The 17,185-nt window shown below is 42.9% G+C and carries 17 protein-coding genes; all 17 read left to right on the forward strand.

The genetic code is table 11. The features are described 5' to 3' along the window. Nucleotides 1-124 precede the first annotated feature (124 nt). The 17 genes from ndk to ACFPU1_RS15770 all read left to right on the forward strand — a co-directional run bounded on the left by ndk (nt 125) and on the right by ACFPU1_RS15770 (nt 17,116). Nucleotides 125-568, forward strand: coding sequence for a nucleoside-diphosphate kinase (ndk, locus tag ACFPU1_RS15690; protein ID WP_054635653.1), 444 nt, complete (start codon nt 125-127; stop codon nt 566-568). Nucleotides 569-766: 198 nt separating this feature from the next. Continuing rightward, on the forward strand, nt 767-1,588 hold the full coding sequence (locus tag ACFPU1_RS15695; RefSeq protein WP_385942828.1) for a CheR family methyltransferase: 822 nt from the start codon (nt 767-769) through the stop codon (nt 1,586-1,588). A gap of 170 nt (nt 1,589-1,758) precedes the next feature. After that, entirely contained in the window at nt 1,759-2,931 is a 1,173-nt protein-coding gene (aroC, locus tag ACFPU1_RS15700; protein WP_054635654.1) for a chorismate synthase, read from the forward strand. Then, complete coding sequence (aroB, locus tag ACFPU1_RS15705; RefSeq protein WP_385942831.1) at nt 2,931-4,007, forward strand: 3-dehydroquinate synthase; 1,077 nt, start codon at nt 2,931-2,933, stop codon at nt 4,005-4,007. Before aroC ends, aroB begins: the two co-directional genes overlap by 1 nt. A 12-nt stretch (nt 4,008-4,019) precedes the next feature. Next, nucleotides 4,020-4,403 carry a chorismate mutase gene (gene aroH, locus ACFPU1_RS15710; protein ID WP_385942833.1) on the forward strand — a complete coding sequence of 128 codons (384 nt, stop codon included), beginning with the start codon at nt 4,020-4,022 and terminating at the stop codon, nt 4,401-4,403. Between the two features lie 235 nt (nt 4,404-4,638). Further along, on the forward strand, nt 4,639-6,183 hold the full coding sequence (gene trpE / locus ACFPU1_RS15715) for an anthranilate synthase component I (RefSeq protein ID WP_385942834.1): 1,545 nt from the start codon (nt 4,639-4,641) through the stop codon (nt 6,181-6,183). Continuing rightward, nucleotides 6,152-7,180: an anthranilate phosphoribosyltransferase gene (trpD, locus tag ACFPU1_RS15720; RefSeq protein ID WP_385942836.1), complete on the forward strand. Its 1,029-nt coding sequence runs from the start codon at nt 6,152-6,154 to the stop codon at nt 7,178-7,180. The genes trpE and trpD overlap by 32 nt, the downstream gene beginning before the upstream one ends. Beyond that, on the forward strand, nt 7,170-7,940 hold the full coding sequence (trpC, locus tag ACFPU1_RS15725; RefSeq protein ID WP_385942838.1) for an indole-3-glycerol phosphate synthase TrpC: 771 nt from the start codon (nt 7,170-7,172) through the stop codon (nt 7,938-7,940). Before trpD ends, trpC begins: the two co-directional genes overlap by 11 nt. Further along, nucleotides 7,927-8,586 (forward strand): phosphoribosylanthranilate isomerase, encoded by a 660-nt coding sequence (locus tag ACFPU1_RS15730; protein ID WP_385942840.1) that lies wholly within the window; start codon nt 7,927-7,929, stop codon nt 8,584-8,586. The genes trpC and ACFPU1_RS15730 overlap by 14 nt, the downstream gene beginning before the upstream one ends. Next, nucleotides 8,561-9,763, forward strand: a complete 1,203-nt coding sequence (trpB, locus tag ACFPU1_RS15735) for a tryptophan synthase subunit beta (RefSeq protein WP_385942842.1) — start codon at nt 8,561-8,563, stop codon at nt 9,761-9,763. Before ACFPU1_RS15730 ends, trpB begins: the two co-directional genes overlap by 26 nt. Next, nucleotides 9,760-10,572 carry a tryptophan synthase subunit alpha gene (trpA, locus tag ACFPU1_RS15740; protein ID WP_385942844.1) on the forward strand — a complete coding sequence of 271 codons (813 nt, stop codon included), beginning with the start codon at nt 9,760-9,762 and terminating at the stop codon, nt 10,570-10,572. Before trpB ends, trpA begins: the two co-directional genes overlap by 4 nt. A 42-nt stretch (nt 10,573-10,614) precedes the next feature. Continuing rightward, complete coding sequence (hisC, locus tag ACFPU1_RS15745) at nt 10,615-11,721, forward strand: histidinol-phosphate transaminase (RefSeq protein ID WP_054635659.1); 1,107 nt, start codon at nt 10,615-10,617, stop codon at nt 11,719-11,721. An 83-nt stretch (nt 11,722-11,804) separates the two neighbouring features. Next, a complete protein-coding gene (locus tag ACFPU1_RS15750) occupies nt 11,805-12,905 on the forward strand; it encodes a prephenate dehydrogenase (protein WP_385942846.1) in 1,101 nt (366 codons plus the stop codon). A gap of 11 nt (nt 12,906-12,916) precedes the next feature. Next, the gene (gene aroA / locus ACFPU1_RS15755; RefSeq protein WP_385942848.1) at nt 12,917-14,215 is read left to right on the forward strand and encodes a 3-phosphoshikimate 1-carboxyvinyltransferase; all 1,299 of its coding nucleotides are present in this window, start codon (nt 12,917-12,919) and stop codon (nt 14,213-14,215) included. Nucleotides 14,216-14,637: 422 nt separating this feature from the next. After that, nucleotides 14,638-15,906, forward strand: coding sequence for a tetratricopeptide repeat protein (locus tag ACFPU1_RS15760; RefSeq protein WP_385942850.1), 1,269 nt, complete (start codon nt 14,638-14,640; stop codon nt 15,904-15,906). Nucleotides 15,907-16,034: 128 nt separating this feature from the next. Next, nucleotides 16,035-16,580 carry a ReoY family proteolytic degradation factor gene (locus ACFPU1_RS15765; RefSeq protein WP_054635660.1) on the forward strand — a complete coding sequence of 182 codons (546 nt, stop codon included), beginning with the start codon at nt 16,035-16,037 and terminating at the stop codon, nt 16,578-16,580. 65 nt (nt 16,581-16,645) lie between these two features. Then, complete coding sequence (locus ACFPU1_RS15770; protein ID WP_385942853.1) at nt 16,646-17,116, forward strand: YpiF family protein; 471 nt, start codon at nt 16,646-16,648, stop codon at nt 17,114-17,116. Nucleotides 17,117-17,185 lie beyond the last annotated feature (69 nt).

Raw genomic sequence — 17,185 nt, forward strand, 5'->3', positions numbered from 1 at the left:
AACGATTCCAATAGATTGAAAAAAAAGAACGTTACTAATATTGCTGCAGTAAGGAACTTTTGGTACAATTATGAAGGTTGAAACGAGTTAACTATTTATACATATGATAAAGAGAGGGATTCTTATGGAACAAACATTTGTAATGGTGAAGCCTGACGGCGTACAAAGAAATGTAGTAGGGGAAATTGTCAGCCGCTTTGAAAAGAAAGGGTACACGTTAGCAGGTGCCAAATTAATGACAATCTCCAATGAATTAGCTGAAAAGCATTACGGAGAGCATAAAGATAAGCCGTTTTTTGGAGAGCTGGTTGATTTTATTACTTCTGGCCCAGTGTTTGCAATGGTATGGGAGGGCGAAAATGTAATCGCTTCCGCTCGTCAGATGATGGGAGCTACCAATCCTAGTGATGCAGCACCTGGAACAATTCGCGGTGACTTTGCCGTTCAAGTAGGAATGAATATCATTCATGGATCTGATTCAAGTGAAAGCGCGGAAAGAGAAATAGGGTTATTTTTTGAGAAAAGTGAACTTCAGTCTTATACAAAAACGATTGGTACTTGGGTATAAGAAATAAGAAACCGGCAGATGCCGGTTTTTTGTTATTTTCAAGACTTCTTTATTAATACAGGCTGTAATACTTCTGGAAGAACGTTATTAAGGGTGGAACAGGAGAGCTTTTGAAAATGCTGGCAGGTTCATTCTTTTTGTGGTACAAAGAGACTATTACAATTACATATTTATTGACAGCGGAGGGGACATAAGAAGATGGGGGAAGAGAAAATTACAGGGGTCCTTCTCGATGAAAAGCAGGATTATGAACGTTTTAAATTCGAGATTTTGAAAAAAACAGGGATAGACTTGAATTTGTATAAAGAAGCGCAGATGAAAAGAAGGCTTACAGCATTTTACGAAAAACAAGGATTCTCCAATTTTTCAGCCTTTTTTCAGCATGGTTTAACAAAACAATCTGAGCTGTTAGATGATTTTCTTGAAAGAATCACGATTAACGTGTCTGAATTTTACAGAAACCAAGGGCGTTGGCAGGCTTTATCAGAAAAAATACTGCCTCGTTTATTATCGGAAACAAAGAGTCTTAATGCCTGGTCTGCAGCTTGTTCGCAAGGGGAAGAGCCTTATACGCTGGCCATGATCATGGAGTCTCATTTTCCCGACTGTCGCTACAAAATTTTAGCCACAGATATCGATCAATCTGTAATTAAAAGGGCAGAAGCAGGCTTTTACAGTGAACGTTCCTTAAAAAATGTTCCTCCGCTGGCCAAAAATGAATTTTTTCAAAAAGAGTCTTCAGGCTACAGGGTCGTTCCAAACATTAAGAGAAATGTCAGTTTTACTACACAAAACCTGTTGTCCGAGCCTTTTAGCAAAGGCTTGAATTTGGTGATATGCAGAAATGTACTGATATATTTTACCGAAGAAGCAAAAGAAATTCTTTACAAGAAATTTAACCGAGCGTTAACGATCGGGGGAGTTCTTTTTGTAGGAAGCACTGAGCAGATTTTCAACCCTGAACAATATGGTTTTGAAGCAGAGGATACATTTTTTTATAAAAAAACAAAGAATGTGTAGGCGTGAGAGAGGTCAGACTGTCCCCTTTTATCCTTAAAACCAGCAGGAAGATTCAAAATAATAGAAGAATTTTGGTATGAGCTTTCAAATGAAAGCAAGAATATGTTATCATTTAATGCATAAAAGCGCTAAAGAGATAAGAACAGTGAGAAGAGGAGTGGAGTTGTAATATGAGATATTTGACAGCAGGAGAATCTCATGGCCCGCAGCAAACTACGATTATTGAAGGAGTACCTGCCCACCTCGAATTATTGCAGGAAGATATAAATAAAGAGCTGTTGCGCCGGCAGGGAGGATATGGCCGCGGACGCCGCATGCAGATTGAAAAGGATCAGGTGGAAATTTTAAGCGGCGTCAGGCACGGTAAGACGACAGGTGCGCCCATTACGTTGGTCGTAAAAAATGATGATTATAAACATTGGACAAAAATAATGGGTACTGAACCTCTCTCCGAAGAGGAAGAAAAAGAAGTGAAAAGGAAAATCACCCGGCCAAGGCCAGGACACGCTGATTTAAATGGAGCCATTAAATATAATCACCGAGATATGAGAAATGTGCTAGAGCGCTCTTCTGCTAGAGAAACTACTGCCAGAGTATGCGCCGGGGCTGTAGCTAAAAAGTTGTTAAAGAGCCTTGGCATTGAAGTGGCCGGCCAGGTATTAGAAATCGGCGGGGTGAAAGCTGAAAATACCGAGTATAACGGTATTAAGGACCTTCAGGAACGAACCGAATCGTCTCCTGTTCGCTGCTTAGATGAAGAAGCGGGAAAGAAAATGATGGATGCTATCGACCAGGCAAAAAAAGAGGGAGATTCTATCGGCGGTGTGGTGCAGGCTGTAGTAGAAGGCCTTCCCGTTGGGCTAGGAAGCTATGTTCATTACGACCGAAAGCTTGATGGGAAAATTTCAGGCGCGGTAATGAGTATTAACGCCTTTAAAGGTGTGGAGATCGGCATTGGTTTTGAAGCCGCACGCAAGCCGGGAAGCAAGGTTCATGATGAGATCACGTGGGATGAAAAGGAAGGGTATAAAAGAAAAACAAATAACCTCGGGGGATTTGAAGGCGGTATGACAAACGGTATGCCAGTTTTGGTCCAGGGTGTCATGAAGCCGATTCCTACATTATATAAGCCTTTAAATAGCATTGATATCGATTCCAAAGAATCTTTTCAGGCAAGTATCGAAAGGTCTGACAGCTGTGCAGTGCCCGCAGCCTCGGTTGTAATGGAGAATGTAGTAGCATTTGAAGTGGCAAAAGCGATCGTAGAAGCATTCGGAGCGGACAGAATGGATGCCTTGAAACGAAATCTTGAAGAACAGCGACAGTGGGAGAGGGAATTTTAATGGAACCGACGTTAACTATCCGTTCCTCCTCAGGAGAATATCCTATCTGGGTTGGAGCGAACATCAGAAAGCAGGCAGGGATGCTGTTAAAAGACATCCTCAGCGGAAAAAGCAAAGTCCTTATTGTGACTGATCGCAAGGTAGGTTCTGCATATCTCACAGAGGTGTCTGAAGCTTTTGCTCCTTTTCTTCCTGTAGAAACAGCTGTGTTACCGGCAGGGGAAGAAACCAAATCTTTCACTCAATATGAAAATTTACTGACAAAGGCTCTTGAAAAGGGACTGGACCGCCAGTCAATTATCGTTGCACTAGGCGGGGGTGTAATTGGTGACATTGCCGGGTTTATGGCAGCTACTTATATGAGAGGGATTCCTTTTATTCAAATGCCGACTACTCTTCTTGCTCATGACAGCAGTGTCGGGGGGAAGACAGGGATCAATCACCCTCTTGGCAAAAACATGGTGGGAGCTTTTCATCAGCCGAAAGCCGTTTTGTATGATACAAATACTCTTCTTACCTTGCCGGATGAAGAGTGGAGGTCAGGTTTTGCTGAAATGATTAAGCATGCCTATATCAGTAACCAAGAGTTTGTGGAGCTGCTTAAAAAGAAAGTTCAGTCGATTTCAGACTTAAAGTCTGACCAAATAAAAGATCTGCTTACTCGCTCCATCCAAGTGAAAGCTGACATCGTTCAAGATGATGAAAAAGAATCAGGGGTCAGAGGGTATTTGAATTTCGGCCACACTCTTGGCCACGCTATTGAAAAAAACATAGGCTATGGAGGCCTTACTCACGGCGAGGCTGTCGTTATCGGCATCTTATTTTCAATGAAAGTAAGCAACGCTTTGCAACTGTCTGCCTGGGACGTAGAAAGTGAAGAAAAATGGTTAAAAGAATTGGGATACCCTGTAAATAAACATAAAGACCTGTCTCATAAAGAGTTAATTGAGACAATGAAAAAGGATAAAAAGTCTTCAAAAGGCCAGATACGAATGGTTCTTCTTCCAGAAACAGGAAAACCAATGATTGCTGCCGTGGAAGAGAAAGTTATTCAGAATGTATTGGCCGATAAGTAAAGGGGGAGGACAATGATTAGAGGTATTCGGGGGGCTATTACTGTAGAAAACAACCAGTCCGAAGACATTTTACAAGCAACCACATCATTATTACAGCAAATGATTGATAAAAATGGAATAAACGCTGAGCAAGTCGCTCACATTTGGTTTACAGTAACAAAGGATCTGGATACTGCCTTTCCGGCAAAGGTCACAAGATCCTTTGACGGCTGGCAATACGTTCCAGTTATGTGTGCGACTGAAATTCCTGTGCCTGGCAGTCTTGAAAAGTGCATAAGGATCATGGTAACCGTTGATACAGCCAAAGCCCAGGAAGAAATTAACCATGTATACCTTGGCGGAGCATCCGTTCTTCGTCCTGATTTAGGTTTGACAAATTCTCAAGATGCAAGGTAACATGAAAGAAGTTTAGAGCTGAGATTAGGTTGAAGATTGTAAGATGAAAGAAAAGAGCAGAGTGAGAGTTGAGTAGAGTATAGTTGAGCGGAGAAGGAAAAGTTATGTCCTTTTAAGCCTAAAGCTCCAGCGCTTTAGGCTTTTCAATTTAATTTATATAAATAAATAAAGTCTCCCCTCCCCCTCCTCTTGTACTCCTCTCACGGTACAAATTTTCGTAGAGAGGTGAATGAAAATGTCTGAAACAACGAACAGTCAATTTCTTGAATATTCCCATACTTATCGCACGGTGCCTTATGTCCGCCGTTTTTTTGCAGATGCGTTAACACCTATACAACTTTATAAACAAGTAGAAGATGAAGCTGTTTTCCTCCTTGAAAGCAAGGATGAGGCGTCTCCTTGGTCAAGGTATTCCTTTATAGGATTGAACCCTATCTATCGCATTGATGGGAGACAGGGGGACTTTACCTTTAAGAGGATGAATAAGGAAACTGTCTTGGCATCTACAGATTTAACAAGTCTTTTTGCAGATGCACTCCAGTGGATTAATCCTGCACCCTCAGAGCTTGAAGTGCCTTTTTCAGGGGGAGCTGTTGGAGTGGTTCCTTTTGATGCGGCTGAAGACTTCGAGCCGGTGTTAAAAGAGCAGAGCAGGGATGAAGAAAGAGAAGACATTCACTTTTTATTCTGTGAAACAATTATAGCGTTAGATCATAACAGCAAGGAATTATCTATTATACACCATGCTGATACTCAATCTAGTACAGCGGGAACAGCTTATAAAAAAGCACAGGAAGAAGTTGAAAGAGTGAGCTCTTTATTCAGGAACAGCTCACAGGAAGGACTGCTGTCTGAGCCTATAACTGCTAACTTGACACCCGATTTTTCTTCGGTACGTTCTAACTATAATAAAGAACAATTTGAAGAAGATGTAAAAAAGATCAAAGAATACATTCATGCCGGGGACATATTTCAAGCTGTTTTATCTCAGCGTTTTGAGCGGGAAGTTACAGTAACAGCATTTGACATTTACCGTGTCTTACGAATGATTAATCCTTCTCCATACTTGTTTTATTTACATTTTGAAAATTACGAAATAGTGGGGAGTTCTCCGGAAAGACTGGTCCAGATTCATAATGAACATGTTGAAATCCACCCGATTGCCGGTACAAGAAAACGGGGTCAAACCCTTGAAGAAGACGAAGCGCTGGCAAAGGAGCTCCTTGATGATGAGAAAGAAAGAGCTGAGCATTACATGCTTGTGGATTTGGCAAGAAACGACGTAGGCAGAATAGCCGAGTATGGCAGCGTGGAGACACCTGTACTCCTGGAGATTGGACGTTTTTCTCACGTCATGCATATTATTTCCAAAGTTACCGGCAGACTGTCTAAACAAAAGCAGCCCTTGGAAGCTCTCATGGCAGCATTTCCTGCAGGAACGGTGTCTGGAGCGCCCAAAATACGGGCCATGGAAATTCTGAAGGAACTTGAACCTGATCGCCGGGGAGTGTACGCAGGAGCCGTGACATATGTGGGGTATGACGGAAATGTCGATTCTTGTATTGCTATCCGCACGATGGTAGTCAAAAATGGGAAGGCGTATATTCAAGCAGGTGCAGGCGTTGTAGCTGATTCTGTTCCAGAAAAGGAATTTGAAGAAACGCAAAACAAAGCTGGCGCTTTAATCAGAGCTATTGAAACAGCAGAGACCATGTTTAGCCGAGAAAAGAATGAGGAGAGTGGAAACCATGATCAAAGCCATGCTGAACGCTTGTATTAATGGAGAACATATGACTGAACATGAAGCTAAAGAAGTGATGGATGAAATCATGGCAGGAGAGGCAACGCCAAGTCAGATTGCCAGCCTGTTAACCATTCTTCGCTTTCGAGGGGAATCAGTCGAAGAGATGACTGGATTTGCCCGTTCAATGAGGGATCACGTTGTTAAAATTCCACATAAGGAAAGCTTTGTCATTGATACATGCGGAACAGGAGGCGATGGAACGTCTACATTTAATATCTCTACGGCAGCGGCCATTGGTTTGTCAGCAGCAGGCATTAAGGTGGCAAAGCACGGTAACCGCTCTGTTTCTTCGAAAAGCGGGAGTGCAGACGTTCTTGAAGAGCTTCAAGTACCAGTACAAAGCACACCACAGTCAGCAGCTCAGACATTGGCCCGGCAAGGGATGTCATTTTTGTTTGCGCCTTTGTACCATACTGCGATGAAACACGCTGTGGAACCTAGAAGAGACATTGGATTTCGCACCATTTTTAATTTGCTCGGACCATTAACAAATCCGGCAAACGCCCAGGCTCAGGTGATAGGGGTTTTTGATAAAGAGTACGGGAAAAAAATGGCTGAGGTCTTAAAACGCCTGGGAACAAAACGGGCGATGATTGTGACAGGTGCAGACGGTCTTGATGAAATTACGATCACGGGAAACACGTATGTAACAGAACTAAATGGTGAAAGCATTACCCATTATGAGATCTCACCTGAAGAAATAGGGGCAGACCTGGGGACCCTTAAAGACATTCAGGTAAACACCCCAAAAGAAAGCAGCAAGCTGATTTATAGTATTTTTTCTGGTGAAAAAACAGGGGCAGCAAAAGACATTGTATTATTAAATATCGCTGCCGGCCTTTATGTTGCCGGCCAAGCTGAAAGTCTTAAGGAAGGGTATGAACGTGCAAAGCAGTGTGTGGAAAATGGCACGGTCTTGCGAAAGTTAGAAGAGCTTAAGGAAGAAAGGATGAAACAGACGAATGCTAACTAAAATTCTTGAAACGAAAAAGGAAGAGATTGCTTCTCTTACCATTCCTGATCCTTACCAAGGGGAAAGACGTTCCTTAAAAGCTTATCTAACCCGCAGAGGAAGCCAAGCTCACGTAATTGCAGAAGTAAAGAAAGCCTCACCTTCAAAGGGCGTAATCCGAGAGGATTTTAACCCGTTGGAGATTGCCTTGTCCTATGAAAGTGGAGGGGCCGATGCGATTTCTGTATTAACAGATGTGACGTATTTTCAAGGGAACCGAGAATATTTAACAGAGATAAAAAAGCACGTGAAGATCCCAGTCCTTCGGAAAGATTTTATTGTTGATCCTTTGCAAGTAGAGGAAAGTGAAGCTCTGGGGGCCGATGCTATCCTGTTAATAGCCGCGGCCTTAGAACCTGAAAAGCTTAAAGAGCTGTATGACCTTGCGTACAATAAGGGAATGGAGTGCCTGGTAGAAGTTCATTCTTCCCAGGAATTAGAGGAGCTTATGAACGTTTTCACCCCTGAGATTATTGGAGTGAATAACCGTGATCTTTCTACTTTTGTCACAAGTCTGGAAGTGACGGAAAAAACAGGATCTTTGATCCCCGCAGAATCGGTCTTTGTAAGTGAAAGCGGTATACATGAACCAAAGGATTTAGAGCGAGTGGCAAAAGCAGGAGCAAATGCTGTGCTGGTAGGTGAGTCACTAATGAGACAAAGGGATCCCGGCGAGGCTGTGAAACGGCTGAAAGGGGAAACACTTCATGACGAAGACTAAATTTAAAATGTGCGGTCTTCATTCCTTAGAGGATGTAGAAACGGCTATGGGGAGCCGAGCGGATTATTTAGGGTTTGTCTTTGCAGAAAGCAAAAGAAAGGTCACGGCAAGCCAAGTAAAATCCTGGATCGAAACAGCTGAGAAAGGAAATAAGGAGCTTGTCGCTTTATTTGTGAACCCGTCTATTGAAGAAATAGAAGCGGTACTAGATGAAGTGCCCATTGATATTATCCAGCTGCATGGGACAGAATCAGGCAGCTTCCTTAAAACCGTGCAGCAGCGGACAGGCTGCCTGGTGTGGAAAGCTCTTCACCACGGGGAAGAAACGATTTCTCAGCTGAAGGAGTATAAGGAGGCCGATGGGATAGTTATTGATACCAGGGTCAAAGGGGCCTGGGGAGGAACAGGAACCTCCTTTGACTGGGAGGCTGTTCCTTTTTATAAGCAAGCAGGCTGTGAATATAATCTGCCTCTCTTTATTGCAGGCGGCATCAATAAAGACAATATAGCAGATCTCCTTTCTTTTTCGCCTTATGGAGTGGATATTTCCAGCGGAACAGAAAGAGCAGGCAAAAAAGATCCCGCAATCATTCAGGAGATAGAAAAGAGGTTGGAAACTCATGAGCGTAATGTATCCAGATCATAAAGGCAGATTCGGTGAATTTGGAGGGAAGTTTGTTCCTGAAACACTGATGTATGCCCTTGAAGAATTAGAGCAGTCTTTAGAAGAAGCTTTGGCTGATCAAGCATTCCAAAAGGAGTATGCTGATACGCTAAGAGAATATGCAGGCAGACCTACTCCGCTTACGTATGCCCAAAGGCTGACAGAAGAGCTTGGCGGAGCGAAAATCTACCTAAAACGGGAAGACCTTCTCCATACTGGAGCTCATAAGCTGAACAATGCAATCGGACAGGTTCTCCTTGCAAAACGGATGGGAAAAAATAAGATTGTAGCCGAAACAGGAGCAGGACAGCACGGGGTCGCTACTGCGACAGTTGCAGCAAGAATGGGAATGGAATGTAAGGTGTTTATGGGTGAAGAGGACATTCGAAGGCAAGCTTTGAATGTATTTCGCATGGAGCTGTTAGGTGCTGAGGTCGTACCTGCTTCTTCAGGGAGTAGAACACTCAAAGACGCTACAAATGAAGCGCTAAGATACTGGGTGGCAAACGTGGAGGATACTTTTTATTTAATTGGTTCGGTTGTCGGTCCCCATCCTTATCCAAAATTGGTCCGGGACTTTCAAAGAGTGATCGGAGACGAAGCGAAAGAGCAAATTATAGAAAAAGAAGGCCGCCTGCCAGAAGCTGCTGTTGCCTGTGTAGGAGGGGGAAGCAATGCAATTGGCTTATTCTATCCTTTCCTTCAGGATAATGTGAAGCTTTTCGGAGCAGAGGCAGCAGGTAAAGGCCTTCATACTGATGAGCATGCTGCTACAATCACGAAAGGAACACGAGGCGTTATTCACGGATCCCTGACCTACTTAATCCAGGATGAAGCAGGCCAGATCATCGAACCTTATTCTATTTCAGCAGGATTAGATTATCCCGGCATCGGGCCAGAACATGCCCACCTGGCTCACAGCGGCCGGGCTGTGTACGAGGGAGTCACGGATGAAGAAGCGCTGCAGGCTCTTAAGAAGCTTTCAAAGACAGAGGGGATCCTGCCAGCACTGGAAAGCTCCCATGCTCTTCACCTTGCCTTTAAAACCGCTCAATCAATGAGTAAGGAAGAAACGCTGATTATCTGCCTTTCAGGACGAGGGGATAAAGATGTCCATACGATCCGTGAAAAGTTAAAAACAGAGGGGGAGAGCCAATGAAAACCCTTAGGGACAATGTACAGGCAGCTGCAAAAAAAGCTTCCTACCCATTATTCATTCCGTTCATTATGGCAGGAGACCCAGACAAAGAAACCACCATCCAATTAGCCTTGGCTCTTGAAGAACAAGGGGCTCATATATTGGAGCTTGGTATTCCATACTCGGATCCCCTGGCAGACGGTCCGGTCCTTCAACGGTCGGCTGAGCGGGCCCGGGGACAGGGAATAACCCTTGAAAAGTCCCTTACTCTTATTCCGGAAATGAGAAAAAGGGGTCTTACGATTCCAGTCGTTATTTTTACCTATTATAATCCGATCCTTCAGTTTGGCGAGGATAGATTTATCAACTGTGCCAAAGAGTCAGGGGCAGATGGTGTGTTAGTACCTGATCTTCCTTTTGAAGAAAGTCAGGAGTTCGCAAAGAACGCAAAAGAAAATGGTTTGTCGTTTATTTCTCTCGTCGCTCCTACCTCAAAGCATCGAATAGAAAAGATTGCAAAAGAGGCTCAAGGATTTTTATATTGTGTATCAAGTCTGGGAGTGACCGGAACGAGAGAGAATTTCCCTCCTGAAGCATTTTCTTTTATTAAGCAGGTAAAGAAACACGCCGAAGTCCCGGTTGCTGTTGGGTTTGGGATTTCAAAAAAAGAACATGTAAAAGATTTGCAAGGCTCCTGCGACGGAGTAATTATCGGCAGTGCAATTATGAAAGAGGTTGAAAAACACAAGGACAGGCTGAAGAAGGAAAGCGAAAGGGAAGAAGCAATAAATTCATTGAAAGAATTTGTCGCCGGCATTATTTCATCGTAACATAGAAGAAGCAATGAATTTACGTGGTGAGGTGCTATTAACATGAAAGCAAAAAAACAAGTACTGGGCCTGACTCCATACAAGCCGGGGAAGCCCATTCAAGAAGTAAAGGAAGAATTGGGACTGGATGAAATCATAAAGCTGGCCTCTAATGAAAACCCTTTTGGTCCTTCTCCAAAAGCCAAGGAAGCGATGGTCGCGGCTTCGTCTTCACCTGAAATTTATCCGGACGGGTATGCAGCCCGCGTGCGGGAAGCAGTGGCAAAAGAACTTGGAGTAGAGAAAGAACAGCTGATATTTGGAGCTGGATCCGATGAGGTCATTTTAATGCTTTGCCGCACCTTTTTAACACCTGAAACGAACACCGTCATGGCTGCCCCAACGTTTTCACAATATAAACATAATGCAATTGTGGAAGGTACTGAAATCAGAGAAGTTCCTCTAACTGATGGTGTGCATGATCTAGACGCTATGCTCAAAGAAATAGATGAGGAAACGAGAATTGTATGGGTATGCAATCCTAATAATCCTTCTGGAACCTATAATAATGAGGAGGACTTTCTACGTTTTCTTAAACAGGTACCTAAAGACGTTTTAGTTGTTTCTGATGAAGCGTATATTGAATACGTAACAGCGGAAGATTATCCAAACACCATTGAACTTCTTGATGATTACCCAAATCTGATGGTTCTCCGAACATTTTCTAAAGCTTATGGCCTGGCAGCTCTTCGCATAGGTTTTGGTGTGGCATCAAGGGAATTAATTCGTACGGTTGATCCAGTCCGTCCTCCATTTAATACGACAGTCATGGCTCATGAAGCGGCCATTGCAGCTTTGCAGGACAAAGATTATGTCAGAGAGTGTCATGAGAAAAACAAACAAGGCCTTAAGGAATTTACTGCTTTCTGTAAAGAAGAAGGACTATACTATTATCCCTCTCAGGCTAACTTTCTATTAATTAATACAGGTATCTCCGGAGATGTTGTATTTGATTCGATGCTTAAAAAAGGTTTTATCCTCAGATCCGGGGAAGCGCTCGGATTTCCAAATTGTGTAAGAATCACAGTTGGAGATCAAGAGCAAAACCGTAAATGCATGAAGGCTTTAAAAGAAACGATCGAGGAAGCAAAAACAGTAGCCGAGAGATAAAGGAGTTCAGCCCCATGCGTGGGGCTTTCTCCATGCCTTTTTACCGAGGAACTAAGCATGGGAATCTAAAGGAGGAACCTTCATTGAGCCGGAAAGTATGCGTGGTAGGGTTAGGCCTGATTGGCGGTTCCATTGCCCTTGCCATTCAACGAGAACATGACGCTTTTATCATAGGGGTAGAGGTTGATGAGAACCAGTTAAAGCTGGCTGAATCACTAAAGATTATCGACCAGGGAACAAGGTCTTTAGCCGAAGGAGTGTGTGAAGCTGACCTTATTATTTTTGCTACCCCTGTGACCAAGACAGAAGAGTTAGTGGAGAGTTTGAAGGATGAAAAGCTGAAACCTGGAGTGATCATTACAGACGTAGGGAGTACCAAGAAGAAAATTTTTGAAAAGTCCCAGGGGTTTCAAAAACATGATATTACCTTTATTGGCGGGCATCCTATGGCAGGTTCCCATAAAACGGGGGTGCAGGCGGCAAAGGCTCACCTGTTTGAAAATGCCTATTACATCCTGACCCCTGCAAAGGATACGCCTTTAAAAAAAGTCATTCAGCTTCAAAACTGGCTGAAAGGAACGAAAGCTAAATTTATTGAAATGACTCCAGACCAGCACGATAAATTAGTTGGTGTTGTCAGTCACTTTCCTCATATTGTTGCAGCCGGGCTTGTTCACCAGGTCGCGTCAATGAAAGAGGAAGAAGATATGGTAGAGACCCTCGCAGCTGGAGGATTTCGTGATATTACGAGGATTGCTTCTGCCAGCCCTGTGATGTGGCGGGACATTCTTTTACATAACAAAGAGCCTCTCCTTGACCTTCTTGAAAAGTGGCAGGTAGAAATGGATAAAATTCATACATTTATTAAACAGGGTGACAAAGAAGAAATATATCGTTTCTTTGAAAGAGCCAAGCTGTTTAGAGATGGCCTGCCTTCAAGAAAAAAAGGTGCCATCCCTTCCTTTTATGATCTGTACGTGGACGTGCCTGACCATCCCGGCGTCATTTCTGATGTAACCGGGTTATTAGCTACAGAAGGAATCAGTATAACAAACATTCGAATTATCGAAACCCGAGAGGATATTATGGGGGTACTCCGCCTTACGTTCCGATCTGATGAAGACCGGGAACGAGGGAAAAAATGTTTGCAGCGGGAGCTGTACGAAACATACGTGATGGAATAGGAGGCTGGAAGATGAGCAATAAGTCATTAACATGCTTGCAAAAAGGATTAAAGGGATCCGTCCAGGTGCCCGGGGATAAATCAATTTCCCATCGGGCAGTAATGTTTGGAGCAATAGCTGAAGGCAAAACAGAAATCACTGGTTTCCTCCCAGGGGCTGATTGCTTAAGTACAATCGCATGCTTTCAGAAAATGGGAATTGATATCCTCCAGAAGGGGGATAAGGTGACTGTTTACGGAAAAGGATGGAGTGGATTAAATGAGCCGTCAGAAATACTTGATGTGGGAAACTCAGGGACGACTACAAGGCTCATGCTTGGCATTCTTGCTGGTCGTCCTTTTCACTCTGTAGTCATTGGCGATGAGTCGATAGCGAGACGGCCAATGTCCAGAGTGACAGAGCCTTTACGGCAAATGGGGGCAGAAATAGACGGCCGGGAAGATGGGACCTACACACCGCTTTCCATTCGTGGCGGAGAGACGAAAGGTATTCACTGGGTCTCAAAAGTTGCCAGCGCTCAAGTCAAGTCATGCATTCTTTTGGCGGGGCTTCAAAGCGAAGGCAAAACGACCGTTGAAGAACCTTCACTTTCAAGAGACCATACAGAACGAATGCTTGAGGCTTTTGGAGTGGAAGTAACCCGTGACAACATGACTGTTTCTGTAGAAGGCGGGCAAGCTCTAAAGGGACGCTCGGTGTTTGTACCAGGTGATATCTCCTCTGCTGCATTTCTGCTTGCAGCAGGAGCCATTGTTCCCGACAGTGAAATTACTATCGAAAATGTAGGAGTGAATCCGACGAGAACGGGAATTGTTGACGTAATGAAAAAAATGGGAGTGTCTTTTAAGGAAAAAAACAAAAGGGATGTCAATGGGGAGCCCGTGGCAGATTTTGTGGTGAAAACTTCAAACATGCAGGGGACAACCATTGAAGGAGATCTCATCCCTCGTTTAATCGATGAGATTCCTATTATTGCAGTCATGGCTTCCCAGGCTGTGGGCACCACTGTAATTAAAGATGCTGAAGAGCTGAAGGTTAAAGAAACCAACAGAATTGATACGGTAGTCAGCCAGTTGAAGAAAATGGGAGCTGATATCGAAGCTACTCCAGATGGTATGATCATTCGCGGCTCTGCACAATTGCAAGGAGCTGAGCTCGATAGTTTTGGGGATCACCGCATTGGAATGGCCATGAGCATTGCTGCCTTAATAGCAAAAGGGGAGAGCACAATCCTTGATACAGAAGCAATTAATGTTTCTTATCCAACCTTTTACGAGCATATTGACAAGCTTAGAGGCACTGAAAATTAAAAAAGAAGATATTCATATCCAAAAGAAAGGCTGATACGAACAGTCCTTTCTTTTGGAATTCTACATTTCTTTTTAAAATATATTGACATATTGAGGAAAAAAGATATAATAAAGGTAGTGTATGGTTTCTCTCCACTCCTATCCATACTCATTTATAGCTTTTTGCTAATCTGATTTGTAAGCGTTTTCTTACAAGTCAGTTTTTTTTTGCTTTTTAGTATATCAGCTTTGGGATTTACTTATGCTTCTAGTTATGGTGTGTGATTATTTTCTGCTATACTAAAAAGTTGATAAAATGACGAGTGGCAAGATTTCAATCGCTGCTAGGACTTATGGACGTTTTAAGGTTAAAAAAAAGCCATAAGGGAAAATACTCTGGTAAAGAAGAGTAGAGCCGAAGGAAAATAAAGGAGGATCAAGTATTGAACAATGAATTAGAACAAGCGTTAAGGGTAATTGAAAAGGGGAACGTAGAGGAAGGGCTCACCCATCTCCATTCGCTCGAAGAAAAGGCTGACCATCAAACGAAGTATGATCTGGCAGCGCTTTATCAGGAGCTGGGCCGGTCTGATCGTGCACGTCCTCTTGTTGAAGAGCTTCTTACTTATTATCCCGATGAAGGGGAGTTATATATACTGGCAGCCGAGATTGCTATTGATCTGGATGAAGAAGAGGATGCGATTGAATGGCTTCTTGAGATAAAGGAAGAGGATAGTACGTTCCTTCAAGCCCAATTGCTTCTTGCTGATTTGTACCAGCTCCAGGGTCTGGATGAAGTTGCGGAAGACAAAATGAAAAAAGCCTTGCAGCATGCTCCTGAAGAACCAGTGCTGCTGGCTGGACTAGGTGAATTTTATATTGAAAGAGGAGACTTTAACAAGAGTATTCCTTACTTAAAGCAAGCGAATGAAAAAGGCTTTCAATTTCCAGAAGGGAGCCTGGCCCTTCGTCTGGCGGAAGCATACAGTGCCACCGGCCAATTTGAAGAGGCTCTTTCTTTTTATGAAAAAGGATTAAAGGAGAAAACAGAGCTCAGCTCCTTGTTTGGATATGGTTATACAGCTCTTCAGGTAGGAGATTATGAACTGGCGGCAAAAAAGCTTGAAGAAGTAAGGAGCATGGATAAAGAATTTGCCAGCCTTTATCCTTACCTGTCAAGAGCGTACGAAGGAGTCAATGATTTTAAGAAGGCTCTGGAGACCGCAGAAGAAGGAATCAAAGTTGATGAATTTAATGATGATTTATACGTGGAAGCCGGAAAACTTTATTTAAAATCGGGGCAAAAAGAGCCGGGGGAAAAAATGCTTAGAGAAGCTCTTGCCATCAACCCAGGCAATCAGGAAGCTTTTTTGACATTATTAAGTTACCTGGAAGAGCAGGAACAAGGAGAAGAGCTCCTTGAGCTGGTTTCTCATTTGAGGGAAATGGGAGAGGAAGATCCAGTATTTACGTGGTATGAAGGCAAAGCGAAAAACCTGATGGATGAGCTGGAGGAAGCATTAACAAGCTATGAGAATGCGTTTCCGGCTTTTTCAGAGGATATAGAATTTATTGAAGAATATGGACGTATACTTTTAGAAATGGGACACAAAGAAAAGGCTCTGCATCAATTTAGAATTCTTTTACAAAAGAATCCTTCCCGTCATGATATTGAAGAGCTTATAATGGAATTAGAAGAAGCAATGTTTTAAAAATGGTCACATTTTTACTGAAAATTAAAGGACATTTAGTTCGTATTGTCGAAGAGTCTTCCTATAATATTAAGATAGGACAGTGGATTCTCTGAATCTTGTCTTTCAACGTATTGGAGGGTCTTACCATGGGCAGCACTAAATCACTCATTGAAAAGCGCGACTTTTTACGTTGGTTTCTTAATGTACACGAGCTAAAGAGAAGAGAGTGTGCATGGCTTTTAAATTATTTGATAAGTGAGGACACTTTGCTTGAAAAAGTGCACATAGTTGAAAAAGCTGAATTTTGCCCTAAAGCCTTGGTTATTTCTGCAAATGATGTAGACCATATACCCTTCTCCTTCCACAAAAACCAGCATGTAACCATGAACGCAGAACGTTCATTTCATGATATACGCTTGAATCCTGATGAAGATATTTATCTACAGTTAAATTTTCAGGATTCCAAAGGCAGTCACAAGTATATCTCAGTGCTCGAAGAGAACCCTTACCTTCCAAACCGGACGGAAGAAAATGTATTTTTCAGGCTTATGGCTGAAATAATTACAGAAGAGGCAGTTCGCTCGTTTCGCCTTCAGTCTCTGAAAGTGGAGATTGATGAAGCACTTTTAAAAAAGGACAGGGACTCTTTTGAAAGATTGTCCTTGGAAATGATACAATTAAAAAGAAAATGATACAAAGCCCTTAACCATAAGGGCTTTTTTTCTTGCGCATTCAATTGAATGAAAGGGTGGAGGCCATGAAGTGGACAACCGAAGATGTAAAAACCTACCTGGATGCGAGGGAGTATGTTGATACTGCAGTGCTTCCTCTCGTGCCAGTAAGCTTTGGCAGTGAAATGAAGAACCATGTAGCAATGGGAGAGTTTATTACAGTGATTTGTGATGAAGTAGAAAAGCAGTTTAAAGGAAGAGTATTTCAGGTTCCTCCATTTACGTACATGGCAGATGAAGATCTGGATACGAGAATAGAGAGGCTCGAGAAATGGGTTTCAGTAATGAGAGAACAAGGTCTTAAATATGTCTTCTTTGTGACATCTGATCATGAGTGGAAAAAGAAAGAAGGAGACCTCCACAACATGCTTATCTGGATGCCTGTTATCCCTTTTGAGCACCTGGATATGGCATATAGAAAGCAAATCATTTCTGAGCAGATCAAGCAGCTCCTTCCCTTAATGGTCGATAAATGGAAGAACAATCCATTAGAGTGAAATTGATCTTAAATTCCTTCAGCAAAAGATTGACAGGCAAAGCTTTACTAGGCTATCATGAGTATGTCC

It is taken from the genome of Thalassorhabdus alkalitolerans (assembly GCF_042656525.1).
Classification (GTDB): Bacteria; Bacillota; Bacilli; order Bacillales; family Marinococcaceae; genus Thalassorhabdus; species Thalassorhabdus alkalitolerans.